The 16850-nt window shown below is 34.2% G+C and carries 14 protein-coding genes; 5 read left to right on the forward strand and 9 right to left on the reverse strand.

The features are described 5' to 3' along the window. The 3 genes from BCR26_RS15310 to BCR26_RS15320 form a co-directional block, all read right to left on the reverse strand. On the reverse strand, positions 1-273 hold the full coding sequence (locus BCR26_RS15310) for a (4Fe-4S)-binding protein (RefSeq protein ID WP_069699844.1): 273 nt from the start codon (positions 271-273) through the stop codon (positions 1-3). Between the two features lie 72 nt (positions 274-345). Then, positions 346-2136, reverse strand: coding sequence for a heavy metal translocating P-type ATPase (locus BCR26_RS15315; RefSeq protein WP_069699845.1), 1791 nt, complete (start codon positions 2134-2136; stop codon positions 346-348). A gap of 165 nt (positions 2137-2301) precedes the next feature. Beyond that, on the reverse strand, positions 2302-4755 hold the full coding sequence (locus BCR26_RS15320) for an HAD-IC family P-type ATPase (RefSeq protein WP_069699846.1): 2454 nt from the start codon (positions 4753-4755) through the stop codon (positions 2302-2304). A 237-nt stretch (positions 4756-4992) separates the two neighbouring features. Here BCR26_RS15320 and BCR26_RS15325 point away from each other — a divergent pair, with 237 nt between their 5' ends. Both BCR26_RS15325 and BCR26_RS15330 read left to right on the forward strand, forming a co-directional pair. Beyond that, positions 4993-6423 carry an AcpB/EbpR/MafR family transcriptional regulator gene (locus BCR26_RS15325; RefSeq protein WP_069699847.1) on the forward strand — a complete coding sequence of 477 codons (1431 nt, stop codon included), beginning with the start codon at positions 4993-4995 and terminating at the stop codon, positions 6421-6423. Positions 6424-6671: 248 nt separating this feature from the next. Beyond that, positions 6672-7829, forward strand: coding sequence for an immunoglobulin-like domain-containing protein (locus BCR26_RS15330; protein WP_069699848.1), 1158 nt, complete (start codon positions 6672-6674; stop codon positions 7827-7829). Positions 7830-8021: 192 nt separating this feature from the next. On the opposite strand, the gene BCR26_RS15335 is transcribed toward BCR26_RS15330, so the two are convergent. From BCR26_RS15335 to BCR26_RS15360, 6 genes are all read right to left on the reverse strand, one after another. Further along, on the reverse strand, positions 8022-8471 hold the full coding sequence (locus tag BCR26_RS15335) for an AraC family transcriptional regulator (protein ID WP_069699849.1): 450 nt from the start codon (positions 8469-8471) through the stop codon (positions 8022-8024). A 301-nt stretch (positions 8472-8772) separates the two neighbouring features. Continuing rightward, the gene (nadE, locus tag BCR26_RS15340) at positions 8773-9600 is read right to left on the reverse strand and encodes an ammonia-dependent NAD(+) synthetase (RefSeq protein WP_069699850.1); all 828 of its coding nucleotides are present in this window, start codon (positions 9598-9600) and stop codon (positions 8773-8775) included. 17 nt (positions 9601-9617) lie between these two features. Beyond that, on the reverse strand, positions 9618-11090 hold the full coding sequence (locus BCR26_RS15345) for a nicotinate phosphoribosyltransferase (RefSeq protein WP_069699851.1): 1473 nt from the start codon (positions 11088-11090) through the stop codon (positions 9618-9620). 65 nt (positions 11091-11155) lie between these two features. Further along, a complete protein-coding gene (locus tag BCR26_RS15350; protein WP_069699852.1) occupies positions 11156-11578 on the reverse strand; it encodes a GtrA family protein in 423 nt (140 codons plus the stop codon). Positions 11579-11703: 125 nt separating this feature from the next. Further along, positions 11704-12333 (reverse strand): response regulator transcription factor, encoded by a 630-nt coding sequence (locus tag BCR26_RS15355; protein WP_069699853.1) that lies wholly within the window; start codon positions 12331-12333, stop codon positions 11704-11706. 21 nt (positions 12334-12354) lie between these two features. After that, positions 12355-13446 (reverse strand): sensor histidine kinase, encoded by a 1092-nt coding sequence (locus tag BCR26_RS15360; protein WP_069699854.1) that lies wholly within the window; start codon positions 13444-13446, stop codon positions 12355-12357. A gap of 122 nt (positions 13447-13568) precedes the next feature. Here BCR26_RS15360 and BCR26_RS15365 point away from each other — a divergent pair, with 122 nt between their 5' ends. Genes BCR26_RS15365 through BCR26_RS15375 form a run of 3 tightly spaced genes read left to right on the forward strand, consistent with a single transcriptional unit; the run spans position 13569 to position 16821 of the window. Then, positions 13569-14501 carry an ABC transporter ATP-binding protein gene (locus tag BCR26_RS15365; RefSeq protein ID WP_069699855.1) on the forward strand — a complete coding sequence of 311 codons (933 nt, stop codon included), beginning with the start codon at positions 13569-13571 and terminating at the stop codon, positions 14499-14501. Between the two features lie 15 nt (positions 14502-14516). Continuing rightward, complete coding sequence (locus BCR26_RS15370; protein ID WP_069699856.1) at positions 14517-15656, forward strand: ABC transporter permease; 1140 nt, start codon at positions 14517-14519, stop codon at positions 15654-15656. Further along, complete coding sequence (locus BCR26_RS15375) at positions 15643-16821, forward strand: ABC transporter permease (RefSeq protein ID WP_084387164.1); 1179 nt, start codon at positions 15643-15645, stop codon at positions 16819-16821. Before BCR26_RS15370 ends, BCR26_RS15375 begins: the two co-directional genes overlap by 14 nt. The last annotated feature ends 29 nt before the right edge of the window (positions 16822-16850 follow it).

The following is a 16850-nucleotide window of genomic DNA, read 5'->3' on the forward strand; positions in this document are numbered from 1 at the left end:
CTATTTTGTATCCTTTGCAACATACTTCAAGGCACCACTAGGACAAGAATTAACCACACGAATATTCTCATTCACATCGGCATTATCAGCAATAATCCAAGGTCTTCTTCCAACTTCATAAATGGCTGAATTTCCTCGGACGCAATTGCCAGCATGTACACAAAGACTGGCATTGTAATAGACATCTATTTCTTCTCCTCGATATTTGCGATACCCTTCCTGCCTAAGAGTTGCTTCTGTAGCGATTGTTCCGTTCAGTTTATTTCCATTCATTATCAATTTGCTCCTTTCAACATTGAATAAATTAGTAGTCTCTTAATTTTATTTCACTACATACTTTTGAACTTAATCGTTCCTTGCGCGAAGTGAGGATAAAATAGAAACGGTATCCACCACTTCCTGTAACACTGCACCCACCAATGCGGGAATCACTCCAAAGCTGGCAATTAGCATTAAAATCGTACAAATTGCGATACCTATTAAAACGGATTGTTTCGTAATCCGCATAGTATCTTTCGATATTTTAATTGCTTTGCTAACTTTTTCTAAATCATCTTTCAAAATAACTGCATCTGCTGTTTCACTGGCGGCTGTTGAACCATGGGCACCCATGGCGATTCCTATATCTGCAATCGCTAATGAAGGAGCATCGTTTACACCATCACCAACCATTAGAACAGGTCGTTGTTCCTCTGTCAGTTCTTTTAGAGCATTAATTTTGTCTTGTGGTAAACATTCTGCATGGACATCCGTTATCCCCACTTCTTTAGCTATAGTATCAGCGATTGGTTTGCGATCACCAGTAATCATCATTAAATGATTGATTTGCATTTGTTTTAACTGTTCCATTGTCACTTTTGCTTCTGGTCGAATCACATCAGTAAAACTAATATAGCCTAGATATATTCCATCTTTCGAAATGTAAACAGCCGTTTTATCAACGGACTGATCTACAGGTTCTTGAGAAACAAACGCTCTTTTTCCGACCTTGATTCTTTGATTGTCAATAACTGCCTCAACACCAGCACCAGTGACTTCTTCAAGTTTCGTTACCGCTTTTAATGATGCCCTTTTTTGAGCATACGACACAAGTGAACGAGCTAAAATATGACTTGATTCCTGCTCTGCACTAGCAGCCAATACAACTAATTCTTCTTCACTAATATTTGTTGCAGGAACAATCGATTCAACAGACAAGGCTCCCTTGGTGATTGTGCCAGTTTTATCAAAAGCAACTGATTTTACATTAGATAATTTTTCTAACGTAGTCCCTGTCTTTACAACAATCCCATTCCGGCTAGAACGACTCATACCTGCAACCAATGCAATAGGTGCTGCCAAAATTAAGGGACAAGGCGAAGCAACAACTAATACTTCAGCAAAACGTTTAGGATCTTTTGAGAAAAACCAAGCCGCTCCTGCAATAACATAAGCAACAATAGTAAATGGGACTGCATAACGATCAGCCAATCGTACAAAATTTGCTGGCTGCGCTTCGGATTCACGAACTAACTTGATGATCGTTTGATATTGACTATCTTCAGCACTCTTTTCTGCTTTCATGGTAATTGAACTGTCGCCATTTATAGAACCAGACATCACGGAATCGCCAACTAATTTACTGATGGGTTTTGATTCACCTGTTAAAGAGGATTCATCAAAAGTAGAAGTTCCTTTTGTAATGATACCATCTACTGGAACAGCTTCCCCAGGTTTAACCACCAATTGATCCCCAACTGAAATAGCATCTACCTTGATATCCGTCAATGTTTCTCCAACCAGTTTATGTGCTTGCTGTGGAGAGTTATCTAATAATGCTTTTAATTCCCGATTAGCTCGTTTAGCGGCATAATCTTCAAGAGAATCACCACCAGTCAACATAATTAGAATCATCAAACTAGCCCAATATTCCCCAACTGCTAAAGTAGCAACAATAGCTGTAATTGCAAGAATATCCACCCCGTATTTACCAGATCGCAACTCCTTTACCATCTCTATCAACATAGAAAATGCCATAATTGCTCCAGTAAAAATAATCACACTATGAGAAATTAATGGTTGATGTAAAACAAATTCAAAAAATAAAGCTAAGACTCCAGTTGTAATGGTAATAATTAATTTCGTTAAATGTTTCATTTCCACTCCCCCCTATAATTGATCCCTCTTACTTTAGAATACTATCTTTGTCATAATAGTTGAAATAAAACTGCCTAAATGAAAATGATTGTCAGCTAAGCAAAAAATTGACATAAAACAAAAGTGTCTTATGCCAATCTATTATTATTCTCATATTCATTTCAGTTAATTTTTCTTTTTTTGACGTTTTTCTTGTATTTCTCGCCATTTATAGCTCACTCTTGTCATAAATAAAGACATGTAGTTAAAAATAGAACGACTACCTAAAAGAAGTGGCAAATAGAAAAAGACATTTCTATTAAATAAGTTCGTAAGCATGAAAAAATCTCCAAAAAATAGGAAACACGCAAGAAAACCAATAACTAATAGAATAATCATACTTTTTTTCTTTAAATCTAATGGACGAGCAACACGAAGCAACACTTGAAAACCGACAGTTCCTGTTAATAAGACACACATTGTTGAAACATCTGTACTAGGTAAGTCAAACCAGATTCCTGCTAACTGTAAGACCAAAATACTAAAGACAACTGTTAACGCACCTGGAACAGAAATTCGCAATATGTTTGTCAGGAAATTCCCTTTAATTCTTTCATAACTCGGCTCTAATGCCAAAATAAACGAAGGGATTCCGACAGTCAGCGCATTAATCGGCGTCAATTGAAGCGGAGCAAATGGGTACGGTAAAAAGAGGAAAATAAACGTAACTGCCAAAATAGCTGAATAAATAGTTTTTACCATATACATAGAAGCAACGCGTTCAATATTATTAATCACTCGACGTCCCTCATTTAACACTTGAATCATTGAACTGAAATCGGAATTTAATAAGACAACATCTGAAACTGCTCGCGCTGCGTCACTACCACTAGCCATCGCTACACTCACATCAGCCTCTCTTAATGATAAAATGTCATTGACACCATCTCCTGTCATACAAGTTGTATGTCCATTTTTTTTCAACGCTTGAATAAGTTCTCTTTTTTGATAAGGAGTTACCCGTCCGAAAACAGTCGTTTTCTCCACAAGCTCAGAAAAATCCGTTTCATCATTTATAGTCGTCATATCAACAAAATTTTCAGCGCCACGAATCCCCGCTTTTTTTGCTATTTGAGCTACCGTAATAGGATTGTCTCCAGAAATAACTTTTAATGTCACATCCTGCTTTTCAAAATAAGTAAAGGTGTCTATCGCATTTTCTCTAATCGTATCTGCAATAATAAAAATCCCAACAGTTTCCTTCTCTTCTGGTAGTTTAGGACTCGTCAAGTTTTCTACAAAATGAACCAAAATCAATACACGATCACCTTGCTTATTGTAAGAATCTAGCTTTTCTGCTAGCTCTTCTGGAACTTCTGAATAAATAAACTCAGGAGCTCCCATTACAAAAGAACCTTTTTCTTCAAATGTGACACCGCTCCATTTTCGATCAGATGAAAATGGAATCACTTCCTTCGCTTTCCAAAGACTTTCCTTTACTGAAAAACGATTTCTCAGTACCTTTGCAGTAGAATTTTGATCTGATAGTGCAGTCATCACTTCTCCCATTGCCCGTTCAATTTCACTTGCTGGAAAACCAGCTTGAGGAATCAACTCTTTGAATGTAAGACTGCCATCGGTGATCGTCCCTGTTTTATCTAAACAAATCGTATCAACTCTTGCTAGAGTTTCGATGCAAGAAAGTCTTTGAACTAAGGTCTTTTTTCGAGCTAAGTTAGCAGCACCTACTGCGAAAGCAACACTTGTCAGTAACATCAACCCTTCTGGAATCATACTAATTAGCGCGCCAGAAACACCTAAAACTGTCTTAGGAAAAGAACCTGTCGATTGATACTGTGACCAAAATAGTAATAACCCGATTGGGATAATAGCAAACGTTAACCCTTTTATCATTAAGTTTAAAGAGTTCATTAATTCTGAGGTGGATTTCTTTTCTGTTTTTGCTTCTTTTGATAATTTTGAAACAAAATTCGCTTCACCAACAGCTGTAATTTTTATAAATCCTAATCCAGAAGTAATAAAACTCCCACTCATCACAGGATCGCCATTTTGTTTGGCAATTTTGTCTGATTCTCCTGTTAAAAGTGATTCATCTACCTCTAGCCCTTCAGAATGGATAACAACTCCGTCGGATGGCACTTGATTGCCCAATCGTAATATCAAGACATCACCAAGTACGATTTCGTCTTGATAAATTTTACCTATCTGCCCTTCTCTTAATACAGTCACTTCCGTTTTATTCACAATTGAAAGCTTATCAATTGTTCTTTTTGCATGTATTTCTTGAAATACACCAATCGCAGTATTTAATATAATTACCCAGAAAAACAAAGCATTTTTGGGATACCCAACTAAAAAAACCGAGATAGCTAAAAATAAATTAATAAAATTAAATAAGGTCAGGGAATTATCCAAAATAATTTGTTTGGTTGTCCTTGACAAGTCTTCATTTTCCTTATTGTAAAATCCTTCATCAAAAAGTCTGCTTACCTCTAGGTTTGTAAGTCCTACTATTGTTTCAGGAATTTTTAAAAGACTATCATCAGAACTACTGATTTTTTCAGAAGAAATTTGCTTTTCTCCATCAATATCTTTTTCTTTACGAAACCATTTTTTCATATTCTCAACTACTTTCCCTTTTCATCTAGATTCATTTTAAAGTAACAAAAATAATAAATCTGAAAGCTACTTTAATTTTAACCCTTTTTTAAGCTTTATTACAATTAAAAGTTGATATCTAGCTGAAGTTCAATTTATGCCCTATGTTTATTCATAGAAACTATGATATATTAATGAGAGAATATTATACTTGATGAACTTTAGATTTTTTGGTTCAAAGAAAGGGCGAATATTAATATGGATAGAATGCTTCTAAATTCAACTAGCAGACGCTTAAAACTACTAGAACTATTAAACAGTTCTAGTCAATGGGTGTTGGTTAATTATGTAGCAAAAGAATTGGGATGTTCTCCACAAACTGTTATTTCTGATTGTGAGCATATTGAGAATGAATGGCCAGATTATCTAACCATTGATTTTTCAAAAAAAAGAGGACTACGGTTCCAAATGGTGAAAAATCATCCAATCTCAGATTTGTACAAAGAAATAATGAAAGAGGCGCTAACTTTTGCATTAATGGAGGCTGCTTTTTTTAATCCAGGAATGAATTCAGCTTTTTACCATCAGAAATTATTTATAAGTGATTCTAGCTTATACAGAGTATTTCGATCTCTCAAACCTCTTTTGCAAGAACGAGGAATTGATTTTGCTCAAACCTCCTACACAATGACAGGTTCTAATGAATTACAAGTTAGATACTTTTTAATCTTATACTTTTTAGAGGTAAACAAAATTAGTGATTGGCCCTTTCCTTTGGATAAAAAGCAACTTATGAAGACAATCGAAATTGTTAAAAGTATTTACGAATTTAAAATGAATGTCAGCTTTTCTAATTACTTACTTTATGCAATGGCTATCACTATCATTCGAGAACAACAGGGATTCAAAATTCGACCCTCTATTATAAATAAACATTTAAATGTGAATCCTATTGAACCCTCTGAAAATCTGGACCTTTTTTTACAAGAAAATTTTCCGGAAGTTGATAAAAACAGCTTTTACCTCTCTATTTTTTGGTGGAACTATTCTTGGAATAATGCCCAAGAAAAACAGAATGTACGCCAATATGCCGAACAGTTCATGTCTCTTTTAAGTGATTCTATTGGAATCAAACCTTCTGCTGAAAGCAATGAAGCCATTGTAACATGGATGATGCATATATATGCTCGTCATCAATTTTACCCTTACGAAAAATTTATTTTGTATGACCATTACCATTATGCAACTGTATCAGTGAAAAGAACCTATACTTTTTATACACAGAAAGTAGCTGAATGCTTAGATCAAATAGAAAAGAAAAGTCGATTTCCCTGGAAAACAACTTACTTAAATGAAATGCTCCATAAAATATTACTGTTATGGGCAAATTTACTTGATTCACTGGAACAATTACAACCTAAAATCTCTGTAGTCATTTTAAGTAATATTGGTATTGAACATTCGGATATTCTTTCTTATCTTCTGCAAAAAAGATTTCAAGAAAAAATTACTATTTGCTTTTCAGGAGATGAATTAACGTTAGACAAAACTTTAGATTATGATCTCTGTATCTCTAACTATACGATTGCAAATATTGACGAAGATAATCTGATAGTGGTTGATGACATTCCTTCAAATAAAAATTGGCTTGATTTATCAGCAATTATCCGATCAAAAACACATCTTTAAATACATTCAATAGAAATATTAAATAAAAACAAGATAAAGCGAAGACGGGACACTTCATTTTATCTTGTTTTTTATTAATATTTAATTTTCAGTTTTTTTAAACACCTAAAAAAAACTGAAGAATCCTTTTAAACCAGCACTTTAGAAGCTTTTTTACTAGTAGCTTTAAACACACTTTTAGACGAAATCGTCTTTTTTTTTTATGATTACCTTACAAAAAACAAAAACATTTTAAGGAGGCATTGATCATGAAAAACACTGCCAGAAAAGTTGCTATTTTCACTTACACAATGATTTTATTGATCGGGGCTGTTTTACTTTTTGCATTTACTATTTATTCAAAAAATCATACAACAATCAATAATGCCGCAAATAGAAACATGGAAGAAACTATTTTACCATCTGGAACAAAATACAAAAAAATTGAGTATGGACAATCTTTTTCAATTTACGATCTTTTTTCTATTGCTCCCGATGACAGATTGAACTTAACTATCAATACTTCTAATTACAGCGTCCAAAAAATTGGCACCACAGATATCAATGTCACTTTCGAAAAAAATAATAGTATTTCAACAGGTTTGATTCGTTTAACTGTTGTAGATACTAAGAAACCAATTATTAAGATGCCAGACCTTTCAATTAACGAAAATGACTCCTTTGATAAATTAGCCGGTGTTACTGCAGAAGATAACGTAGATAAAGACCTAACTCAAAAAATTGTAGTAAACGGAACAGTTGACTCCAGCGTGCCTGGACAATACAAATTATCTTATGAAGTAACAGATTCTAGTGGAAACCTTACTCGTTCAGATAGGAATGTAAATGTAATTAAAACTTTTGAAGAAAGAAATAATCAACAAGCTACTCCAGCTGCATCAATCACTGAAGAATCCGTAAGTAATTCCAGCACTGCTGAAGCACCTCAGCAGCAAGCTCCTGCTATAAGCAATGAAACTACGAATAATTCTGAACCAACAAGTACACCATTAGTTGCTGATAGCTTAATTATTGCCGGAGTCGCAGTTCCTTATCAAAATGGAGGTCAAGGTGCCGGTCAAAGTATAATTGATGGCGATAGTTATGGCACTGCTTCGACTTGGGGTGGCGCTCCTGTTCAATCAGGTAGTGATGGCATGAACACTCACTTTATTGGTCACAATCCTGGCATCTTCTCGATCCTCTTTTCAGCTGGTATCGGAAGTCCAATTATTGTTACAGACTCTACCGGACAAGCAACAACCTACGTTGTAAACAATATATTGCGGGTGGATGATTACGGAAATGATCTCTCTACTAAAGTAAACTATTGGGATTTAACGATTGGTACTGGTGGAGGAGAACGAATTACTTTACAAACTTGTATCACAGATGCTGAAAATCTTATTGTGTTGGCCTCTAAATGAAAGCGATTACTTTTAATATCCGACACATAAACAGAATAAACATGGCTTATCGTTTAACTTGTATAGGCTTGTCTATTCTGTTTTTTCTGTATTCTATTATTTTATTGTTTCCTCAAAATCGTTCGCAAAAAAGGCTGCAATAAGAATGTTTACCCACGGAAACTATGCTCATTAAGTCCAAATTGATAAATTCTATAGTATTGGTATACAGATCTCGCAAAGATTATTTTCTACCATCTTTACAGCATATCGTTCAATCATTGGATGTTGCGTATCAAAGCTATAACCTTTACTTTCTATTTCGGGTAACATATTTTGCATAGCCTGTATTATGGCTTGTTCTGTGTGTATAACGGAAAAGATTGCATACTTACTAGATTTTAAAACGCCTTTTTTAATATCAAGTTGTTGAATAGTATCCAAAGAATCAACTATTAGTGCTACATCATACCGACAATTTTCTGGATTAGTCGTCTGAGGGTTATCTCTTGGGATGGCTAAAATGATTGATTCATTATTAAGTAGTTCGTTATTTTTTAACCATCTTTTGAAATCTTCCATTAAATTCTTATTTTCCATTCCGTATGCACCTATTCTTCTTCTATAGATGATCTTTGTTTCAGGAATTATTTTAATATTCATTCACTTCTCCTTGTCTTACTTTTAGTCCACCGGTGTCTGTGTCTATAGTATATTGATATAAAATGTATTTCAACCCTACTTTTAAATTTAGTCAATCAGCGAAAATAGCCAATGCAAAAGAGGATGAAACAAAACCAAAAATCAGTTTTCTTTCATCCTCTAAATCCGAATAAACGGTGGCCAACAGTCTGAGTCTTCGGAAATTTCTCGCCCCGAAACGACTTCTGTCTGAACCTCTTCCATCTAGTCATAAGATTTTTATTTTACTTATTTTTTCCAGTAGTATTTTTTATAGTCTAGCTTATTTCCAGAAATCATCAAAGATTGAAATAGGCATGTGGCGTTTATGTTGGGTCTTCTGATACCAATTTTCAATAATCGCTGTTGCTTCACTAGATATTACTTTTCCTTCTAAGTAATCATCGATCTCTTGATAACTTACACCTAGCGCTGATTCATCAGAAAGTAATGGTTTGTCATCCTCTAAATCTGCAGTCGGAACTTTTAAATATAAGGCTTCTGGTGCATGCAATTCTTTTAACATCATTCTTCCTTGACGTTTGTTCAAGCGAAATAGAGGTAAAATATCAGCACCTCCGTCCCCGTGTTTTGTATAAAAACCAGTCAGGCTTTCAGCTGCATGATCGGTACCAATCACTGCACCACTTTTTTCTCCCGCAATAGCATATTGAACAATCATTCTTTGTCGTGCTTTCATGTTTCCTTTGTTGAAGTCACTGATTGTTATCCCGGCTTCACTTAAGGTTTGTACACTAGCCATAATTGCAGGCTTGATGTCAACACGCAATGAAATGTCTGGTTGGATAAATTGAAGGGCTTTTTCAGCATCTTCTTCGTCAACTTGCTCTCCATAAGGCAATCTAACTGCTATAAATTGATACTCATTATTCTTTGTTTCTTCACGCATTTCCTCCATTGTCAGTTGCGCTAATCGACCTGCTAAAGTTGAATCTTGCCCACCACTAATTCCCAGTACAAAGGTCTTCAAAAAAGTATGTTTATACAAATAGTCTTTCATAAAATCAATACTTTTACGAATTTCTTCTTCTGGATCAATATGAGTTTTTACGCCTAATTCTTCGATAATAGCTTTTTGTTGTGGCGTCATACGAGATCGTCCTCCAATTATTTATTTTGTCCTAAAGTTTTTACATCTTCTCTGACTTTTTCAATCATCCGCATTTTGTGGTTCCAACATTCTGTAGATAAATCCACTGGATATTTTTGAGGGTTTAAATCGCGCTTATACTCTTCCCACAAGGAACTCATATTTTGTTTTGCATACGCCTTAATCTCATCTAAAGCAGGTAACTCATAGACTAATTTTCCTTTTACAAAAATATCTTGTAACACAGGTCGTGCATTAAAATCACGAACGGTTTTATTGATAAAAGTATGAACCGGATGGAACATATAAATTTCTTGTTGCTCTCTAGGATCTTCGTCCCAAAGAGTCACGTAATCTCCTTCCGTCTTTTGGTCAGATTTACGGGTAATACGCCAAACTTGCTTTTTACCAGGAGTCGTTACTTTTTCAGCGTTGCTAGATAATTTGATAGTATCTTGCATTTCACCATCTGTCCCCTCAATTGCAACTAGTTTGAATACAGCACCTAAAGCCGGTTGATCGTAGGCTGTAATCAATTTGGTTCCGACACCCCAAACATCAATTTTAGCTTTTTGCATCTTCAAGTTTAGAATGGTATTTTCATCTAAATCGTTGGAAGCATAGATTTTTGCCTCTGGATACCCTGCTTCATCTAGTTGTTCACGAACACGTTTAGAAATATACGCCATGTCTCCACTATCAATCCGAACGCCAAGAAAATTAATTTTATCGCCCATTTCATTTGCTACTCGAATCGCATTAGGAACACCTGATTTTAAAGTTTCATAAGTATCTACTAGAAAGACACAATCCTTATGGGTTTTAGCATAAGCTACAAAAGCATCATAATCGTTGCCGTATGATTGAACAAATGAATGAGCATGCGTGCCGCTGACGGGGATACCAAAAACCTTCCCTGCCCGAACGTTACTTGTGGCATCTGCTCCACCAATGTAAGCCGCTCTAGTTCCCCAAATCGCAGCATCTAATTCTTGCGCTCGCCGAGTCCCAAATTCTAACAATGGATCTGTCTCAATTACCGATTTAATTCGGGCTGCTTTAGTAGCAATTAATGTTTGGAAATTAACCATATTTAATAAGGCTGTTTCAACTAGTTGACATTGTGCTAATGGCCCTTCCACTTGAATTAATGGTTCATTATTGAAAACCAAATCTCCTTCTAAAGCAGAACGAACAGTGCAAGTAAATTCAAAATTTTTCAAATACTCTAGAAAACCTTCTGGATACTGTTCTACTTCTCTTAGATATTCGATATCCTCTGAGGTAAAAGTTAAATTTTCTAAATACTTAACTAACCGCTCTAAGCCCGCAAAAATAGCATACCCATGATTAAAAGGCATTTCACGAAAATAGCACTCAAAAACTGAATGTAATTCAGCACGGCCTAATTCCCAATAAGTTTGCATCATATTAATTTGGTATAAATCGGTATGCAAGGTTAAACTATCATCAGCATAAACTTTTTTCATCTTAATGCTCCAATCCATTGTTTTAACAAAATATATTTATGTTTCATTCAATCTTTTGAACTATCTTACTCTTGTTCGGAAATTTTCTTTTCTTTAAAAATAAGAAATTTACTAAAGAAGTAATTTAAGACAACTACGACAACTTGGGTGACCATTTTCGCCCAAAAGTTAGATACTTTAATCAATTCTATCATAATAATCATCATGCCCATGTCAATCACAAAAGACAACATTCGATACCAATAAAACAAGAACATTTCTTTCAAGAAGGATTTGCTGTTAGAGTTTTTACTACCAAACACAAAATATTTGTTAGTAAAAAAAGCAAATAAAACTGACAGGATAAATGCGACGACATTACTTATTTTATACTGAAGTCCAAGTACATTCTCGCAAGCAAAAAAGACACCGATATTCACTAGGGTTGTTGCTACACCAAAAAAGAGATACGCAAGGACTTCACGATATTTCTGAAATAATTCTTTCAACTTCCACTCATCCTTTCATCTTTTTTATTTTATCAAAGTTAGCCGAGAAATCCCACTGATTTTGACTTTTTTCACACAGTAAGTAGTAGATTTTGAAAATAACTCAAAAATTCGATTCATTTCCCTCAGTTTTGAACATTTTTATAATAGAAAACAGCTAATTGTGTTCGGTCACGCAGCGCTAATTTTTCTAGTAAATGACTGATATAGTTTCGAACTGTTCCTTCACTAAGAAATAATTTGGTCGCAATTTCTTTATTATTTAACCCTTCTGAAACCAATACTAGAATTGACTGTTCCCTTTCGCTCAATTCTAAATATGGAGACAAATTATTGTCAGCTGTTTTTAACAACTCAGGTAAACGATTCATAATTGTATCCCCGAAAACCGATTGCCCTTTATTTACGGCTTTAATTGAAGGGACAATGGCCTCTAAATTTTGTTTTAACAAATAGCCTTTTATTCCTATCTTAATTGCTTCTAAAATGTATTCATCATCTGAAAATGTCGTTAGTAGTAAAATTGCTGCTGATGGATTTTTAGAAAAAATTTCCTTGGCGGCATCAATTCCTGTTGCTTCTCCCATGCGAATATCCATCAATAAGATATCTGGTTTGTATTCTTCGTAAAGCTTTACTGCTTCTTCTGCACTATTCCCGGTCCCAACAACTTCTATCTGCCCTGTCGCTTCCACAATTGTTTTTAGCGACATCGTTACCAACGCATCATCATCCACTATCAGTATCCTAATCATCCGTTTTCTCCTTTAGTCCGTTTATCTAGGTAAAATTGCACGTATAGAAAAACCTGAAACTGTCTGATGACAATTTAATCGTCCATTTAATTTTTCCATTCGTTCTTTCATTCCAACTAAGCCAATGCCCAGTTTATTAAACTCTTTTTCTTCAGTAGAAGTTCCATTATCTGAAATGGTCATTTTATAAAATCCTGGATAGGTTTGAAAATCAACGTTTACTTTCGTAGCATTGCTATGCTTCATTACATTTGCTAGCGATTCTTTCAAAATCATTAAGTATGCTATTTTGTAGTCCTTACTAATGGTTTCTGAAATCGTCCCTGATAGGGTTACTTCGCAAAAAGTAAAATGCTCTAGCATCTTTTCTACAGCTAATGACAGGCTTAATGATTCTTCATGAAGATTATGAACACTTTCCCGAATATTATTCATTCCTTCATCAATGGTTGCTTGAAGCTGTTCTAAACAAGAGGCTAATGTTCCATCCTGATTAATTGTGCGTATTGCGCCAATTTGCAAGAGCGAACTAGAAAGCAAATGGCCGACATTGTCATGAATATCTCGAGCTATCCGATTTTGTTCATCTGAAATTTCTAGAGCAATTTTTGTTTCCTGTTGTTCAATCAAATCTTTATTTTTACTTTCTAACGAAAAAGTTTTCTCCAAGCTATCTAATTCCAATTTTTTATACTTAGTTTTCAGCGTTTGTTCTAGCAACACTCGATGCGATAAATACCCTGAAAAAAAACATAGAAACAAAAGCCAACATTTGGTTATTGAATCATACTCAGAACTCGTTAAAAAGAAGAGAAAAATCATTCCTCCGCTAGATACAGAACTAAAAAAACTAGTATCAAATACAGTATCGTACACAATGACTGGTAAAAAGTAACCATACTCAGGCCATAAATTCGACAAAAATAATAGAATAAAAACACTTAAAATTGAAAGCTTCGATTCTTTCGTTAATAAAGGAAGAAGACTAATTGAAAAAGAAACCAAGACAAATATAACCATGCGTTCTTCAAATCCATTTCGCCCTAGCATAAATGCTCCTAGCACTAAGAACATTGCTTTATCTATAAGAGTCCGTTTATCAATTTTATTCATCTTTTACCTCGCTTTCTCGTAAAATATGACAAATGTCATCTCGATATTAGGAAAATATTCACTTATTTAGTTTTTCAATCTAAGGTATAGTTTCATTATAAAGAAAAAAGGAGGAAATTCATATGATAATTGAAATAAAAGGCTTAGTCAAAAGATATGGAAATTTAGTTGCATTGAATCATTTTGATCTAAACGTGAAACAGGGAGAAATTTTAGGTCTTTTGGGGCCTAATGGTAGTGGAAAGTCAACTGCTATCAACTGTATGTTATCCTTACTTTCTTATGATAATGGAGAAATTAGAATCTTTGGGGAAAAAATGACTCCTACTAGTTACACCATCAAAAAAAGAATTGGTGTCGTTCCGCAAGAAGTAGCTGTTTTTGAAGAACTAACAGTCATTGAAAATATTGATTATTATTGCGGTTTATATATTACTGACAAATCAATTAGAAAACAATATGTACAAGATGCAATTTCCTTAGTTGGTTTAGAAGATTTCACAAAATTTTTACCAAAAAAATTGAGTGGTGGCTTAAAACGCCGATTAAATATTGCTTGTGGTATTGTTCATAAGCCTGAACTAATTTTCTTGGATGAACCAACTGTTGCAGTTGATCCTCAGAGCCGGAATAAAATTCTAGACAGCATTAAAGAACTAAACAAAAATGGTGCAACGATTATTTATACCACTCATTACATGGAAGAAGTCGAGCAATTGTGTAATAACATTGTGATTATCGAAAAAGGTCAAGTGATTGCAGAAGGAACCAACGAACAACTAAAAGCAATGATCCAGATTAACGAAAAAATCATCATTGAAATTCCTGATCTCCCTGAAACTGTCCGTCAGCAATTACAACAATTACCAGGAGTTACAGATCTCCTGTATCATAATGCTCTAGTTACCTTAAATACAGAAGAAAACAAGAAAGTCTTCTCAAAAGTCTTTCATATCCTTGAGGACAATCAAGTATCATTTGGTAATTTTTATACCCAGCAACCAACCCTGAATGATGTTTTCCTTGAAATTACTGGAAGAGAATTAAGAGACTAGAAAGGAGGATTTTTTATGTTTTGGCATTTATATCATTATCGTCTAAAAGTTCTGTTAAATAATAGAATCCTACTATTTTGGACACTCATATTTCCGATTTTACTAGGTTTATTTTTTACTGCAGCATTTAGTAACTTAGATAACCTAAATGTTGTCAAAAGAATACCTGTTGGCATAGTCACTGATAAAGTTGCTTCGGATACTTTTTTTGAAGATACATTAAAAGTAGTTAAAAACGACGAGGTAAAACTTTTTGCTCCTGTTATACTTTCTAAAAAAGAAGCGAATCAACAACTCATTAATGATAAAATTGCGGGGTATTATACAATTAACGATGATAAGATTTCCCTTACTATCAGTAAACAAGGGATTCAGCAAAATGTGCTAGACTCGTTTATGAATCAGTTTTTACAATCAAAAGAAACTGTCTCTACGATTCAAAAAGAAAATCCAGCCTTGTTTGCAACAGCTCTTGTTGAAAAAATCGGAAAACAAACAAACTATCTGACAATGAAAAATAAAACTGCTTCAAAAGGCAGTCAAAAAAGTTTTTACTTTTTCACATTAGTTGGAATGAGTTGTATGTTTGGCGTCTTTTGGGGAATTAGCAACTCCAACGATCAGCAAGCGAACCAATCGCCAAACGGCATTCGCCTAAGTATGAGTCCAAACAAAAAAATGTTTATTGTGCTGGCAAATTTAGCCTCATCTTTTACTATTTTTATTGCTGAAATTTATTTTATTCTTGCTTTTTTCCGTTTTGTTTACAAGGTAGACTTTGGCACTCGCTGGGGCTTAATTCTCTTAACGTGCTCACTGACAGTATTAACCGCCCTTTCTTTAGGGATGATGTTATCAAATATCTTGAAAGTCCCTTTAAATCAAAAAATCTCAATCTCTGTCAGTATTCAAATGATTTGTAGCTTTTTAGCAGGAATGATGATTCCTCAAGTAAAACTATTAATTAATGAAAATATCCCCTTTATTAACAAAATAAATCCAGTCAATTTAGTCAGTGAAGCACTTTATCAGCTTTATTACTATCAAAATATTGACAATTTTTATAGTACTTTACTCAACTTAATTATCCTTACGCTAGTCTTTATTGCCGTCAGTATCTTTTACGAAAGGAGAACACAATATGTCAGTCTTTAAAGCCTCTTTCAATATATTAAAAAGAAATTTAAACCCGTTCATCTTAACTTTGGCGATTAGTATTGGGATCTCTTTCGCCTATTCAACTTCTTCATCAACACCTTCAGAAAATGTTGAATTAGATAAAATGACGATTGCTATTTTTAACGAAGATAAAGGCTCTGATTCTCAAGGTTTAACTAAATATCTAAAAAAAACAATGCATGTTGTTCCTTTAAAAAAACAACAAGCAGCAATTGATGATGCTATTTTCTTTGAAAAAGTCGATTATGTATTAACAATACCCAAAAATTTTTCTGAAATGATTGAACAAAATAAGCAACCTGATTTAACAACACAAACAAAACCAAATAGTTTTAATAAAGCTTACGTTGACTCAATTATCAATACGTATTTAACAACTTTCCAATTTTATAGAGAAGCCTTTCCAGAAAAAAGTAGTCAAGAAATTGTTCAGTTAACCACTGACAATGTGAAAACCAAAGGAAAAATAAAATTTGATTCTTCCTTTGCTTTGATAAAAGCAAATCGTTCAGCAGGAAAAGTCTTTTCTGTTCTTGCTTACACCATGTTCGCGTCAATCTTTAGCTTAATCACCTTGATTAATCTCTCATTTAATAAACCTGAAATCAAGCGTAGAAATAGTTGTTCACCCATTTCAAATCGAAAATTTTCTCGTCAACAGTTTTTAGTGGGTTTTCTATTTTCAATCGTTGTATGGGGTGTTTTTGTATCATTTGCCAAACTTTTTTCTAACATTCGTTTTGATCAACATGGCATCTACTTTATTCTCAACACTTTTCTTCTACTCTTGGTTGCTCTTAGTTTCAGTGTATTTATTAGTGGCCTCATTAGCAATATGGATATGGTTTCGGGAATTAACAACGTATTTATTTTAGGTAGTGCCTTTATTAGTGGGATCTTTGTTCCTACAGAAATTCTACCTGATATTGTAACAAAAGTTGCAGCCTTTACACCTTCTTATTGGTATGCAAAAAATTGTAGTCTAATTGGAAAGACAGTTCATTTCGATGCAAACTTTTCAGCTGATTTTCAGTTTAATGCACTAATTCTGCTAGTCTTCGCTCTTCTATTTTTCCTATTAGCGATGGTAACTAGAAGGGATCGAGGCGGATTAAAAATCTCCTTTGCTAAGACTGCTTAAAAAACTAAAAAAAGCATTCATCTACAACT

Source organism: Enterococcus rivorum (assembly GCF_001742285.1).
Lineage (GTDB): Bacteria > Bacillota > Bacilli > Lactobacillales > Enterococcaceae > Enterococcus_L > Enterococcus_L rivorum.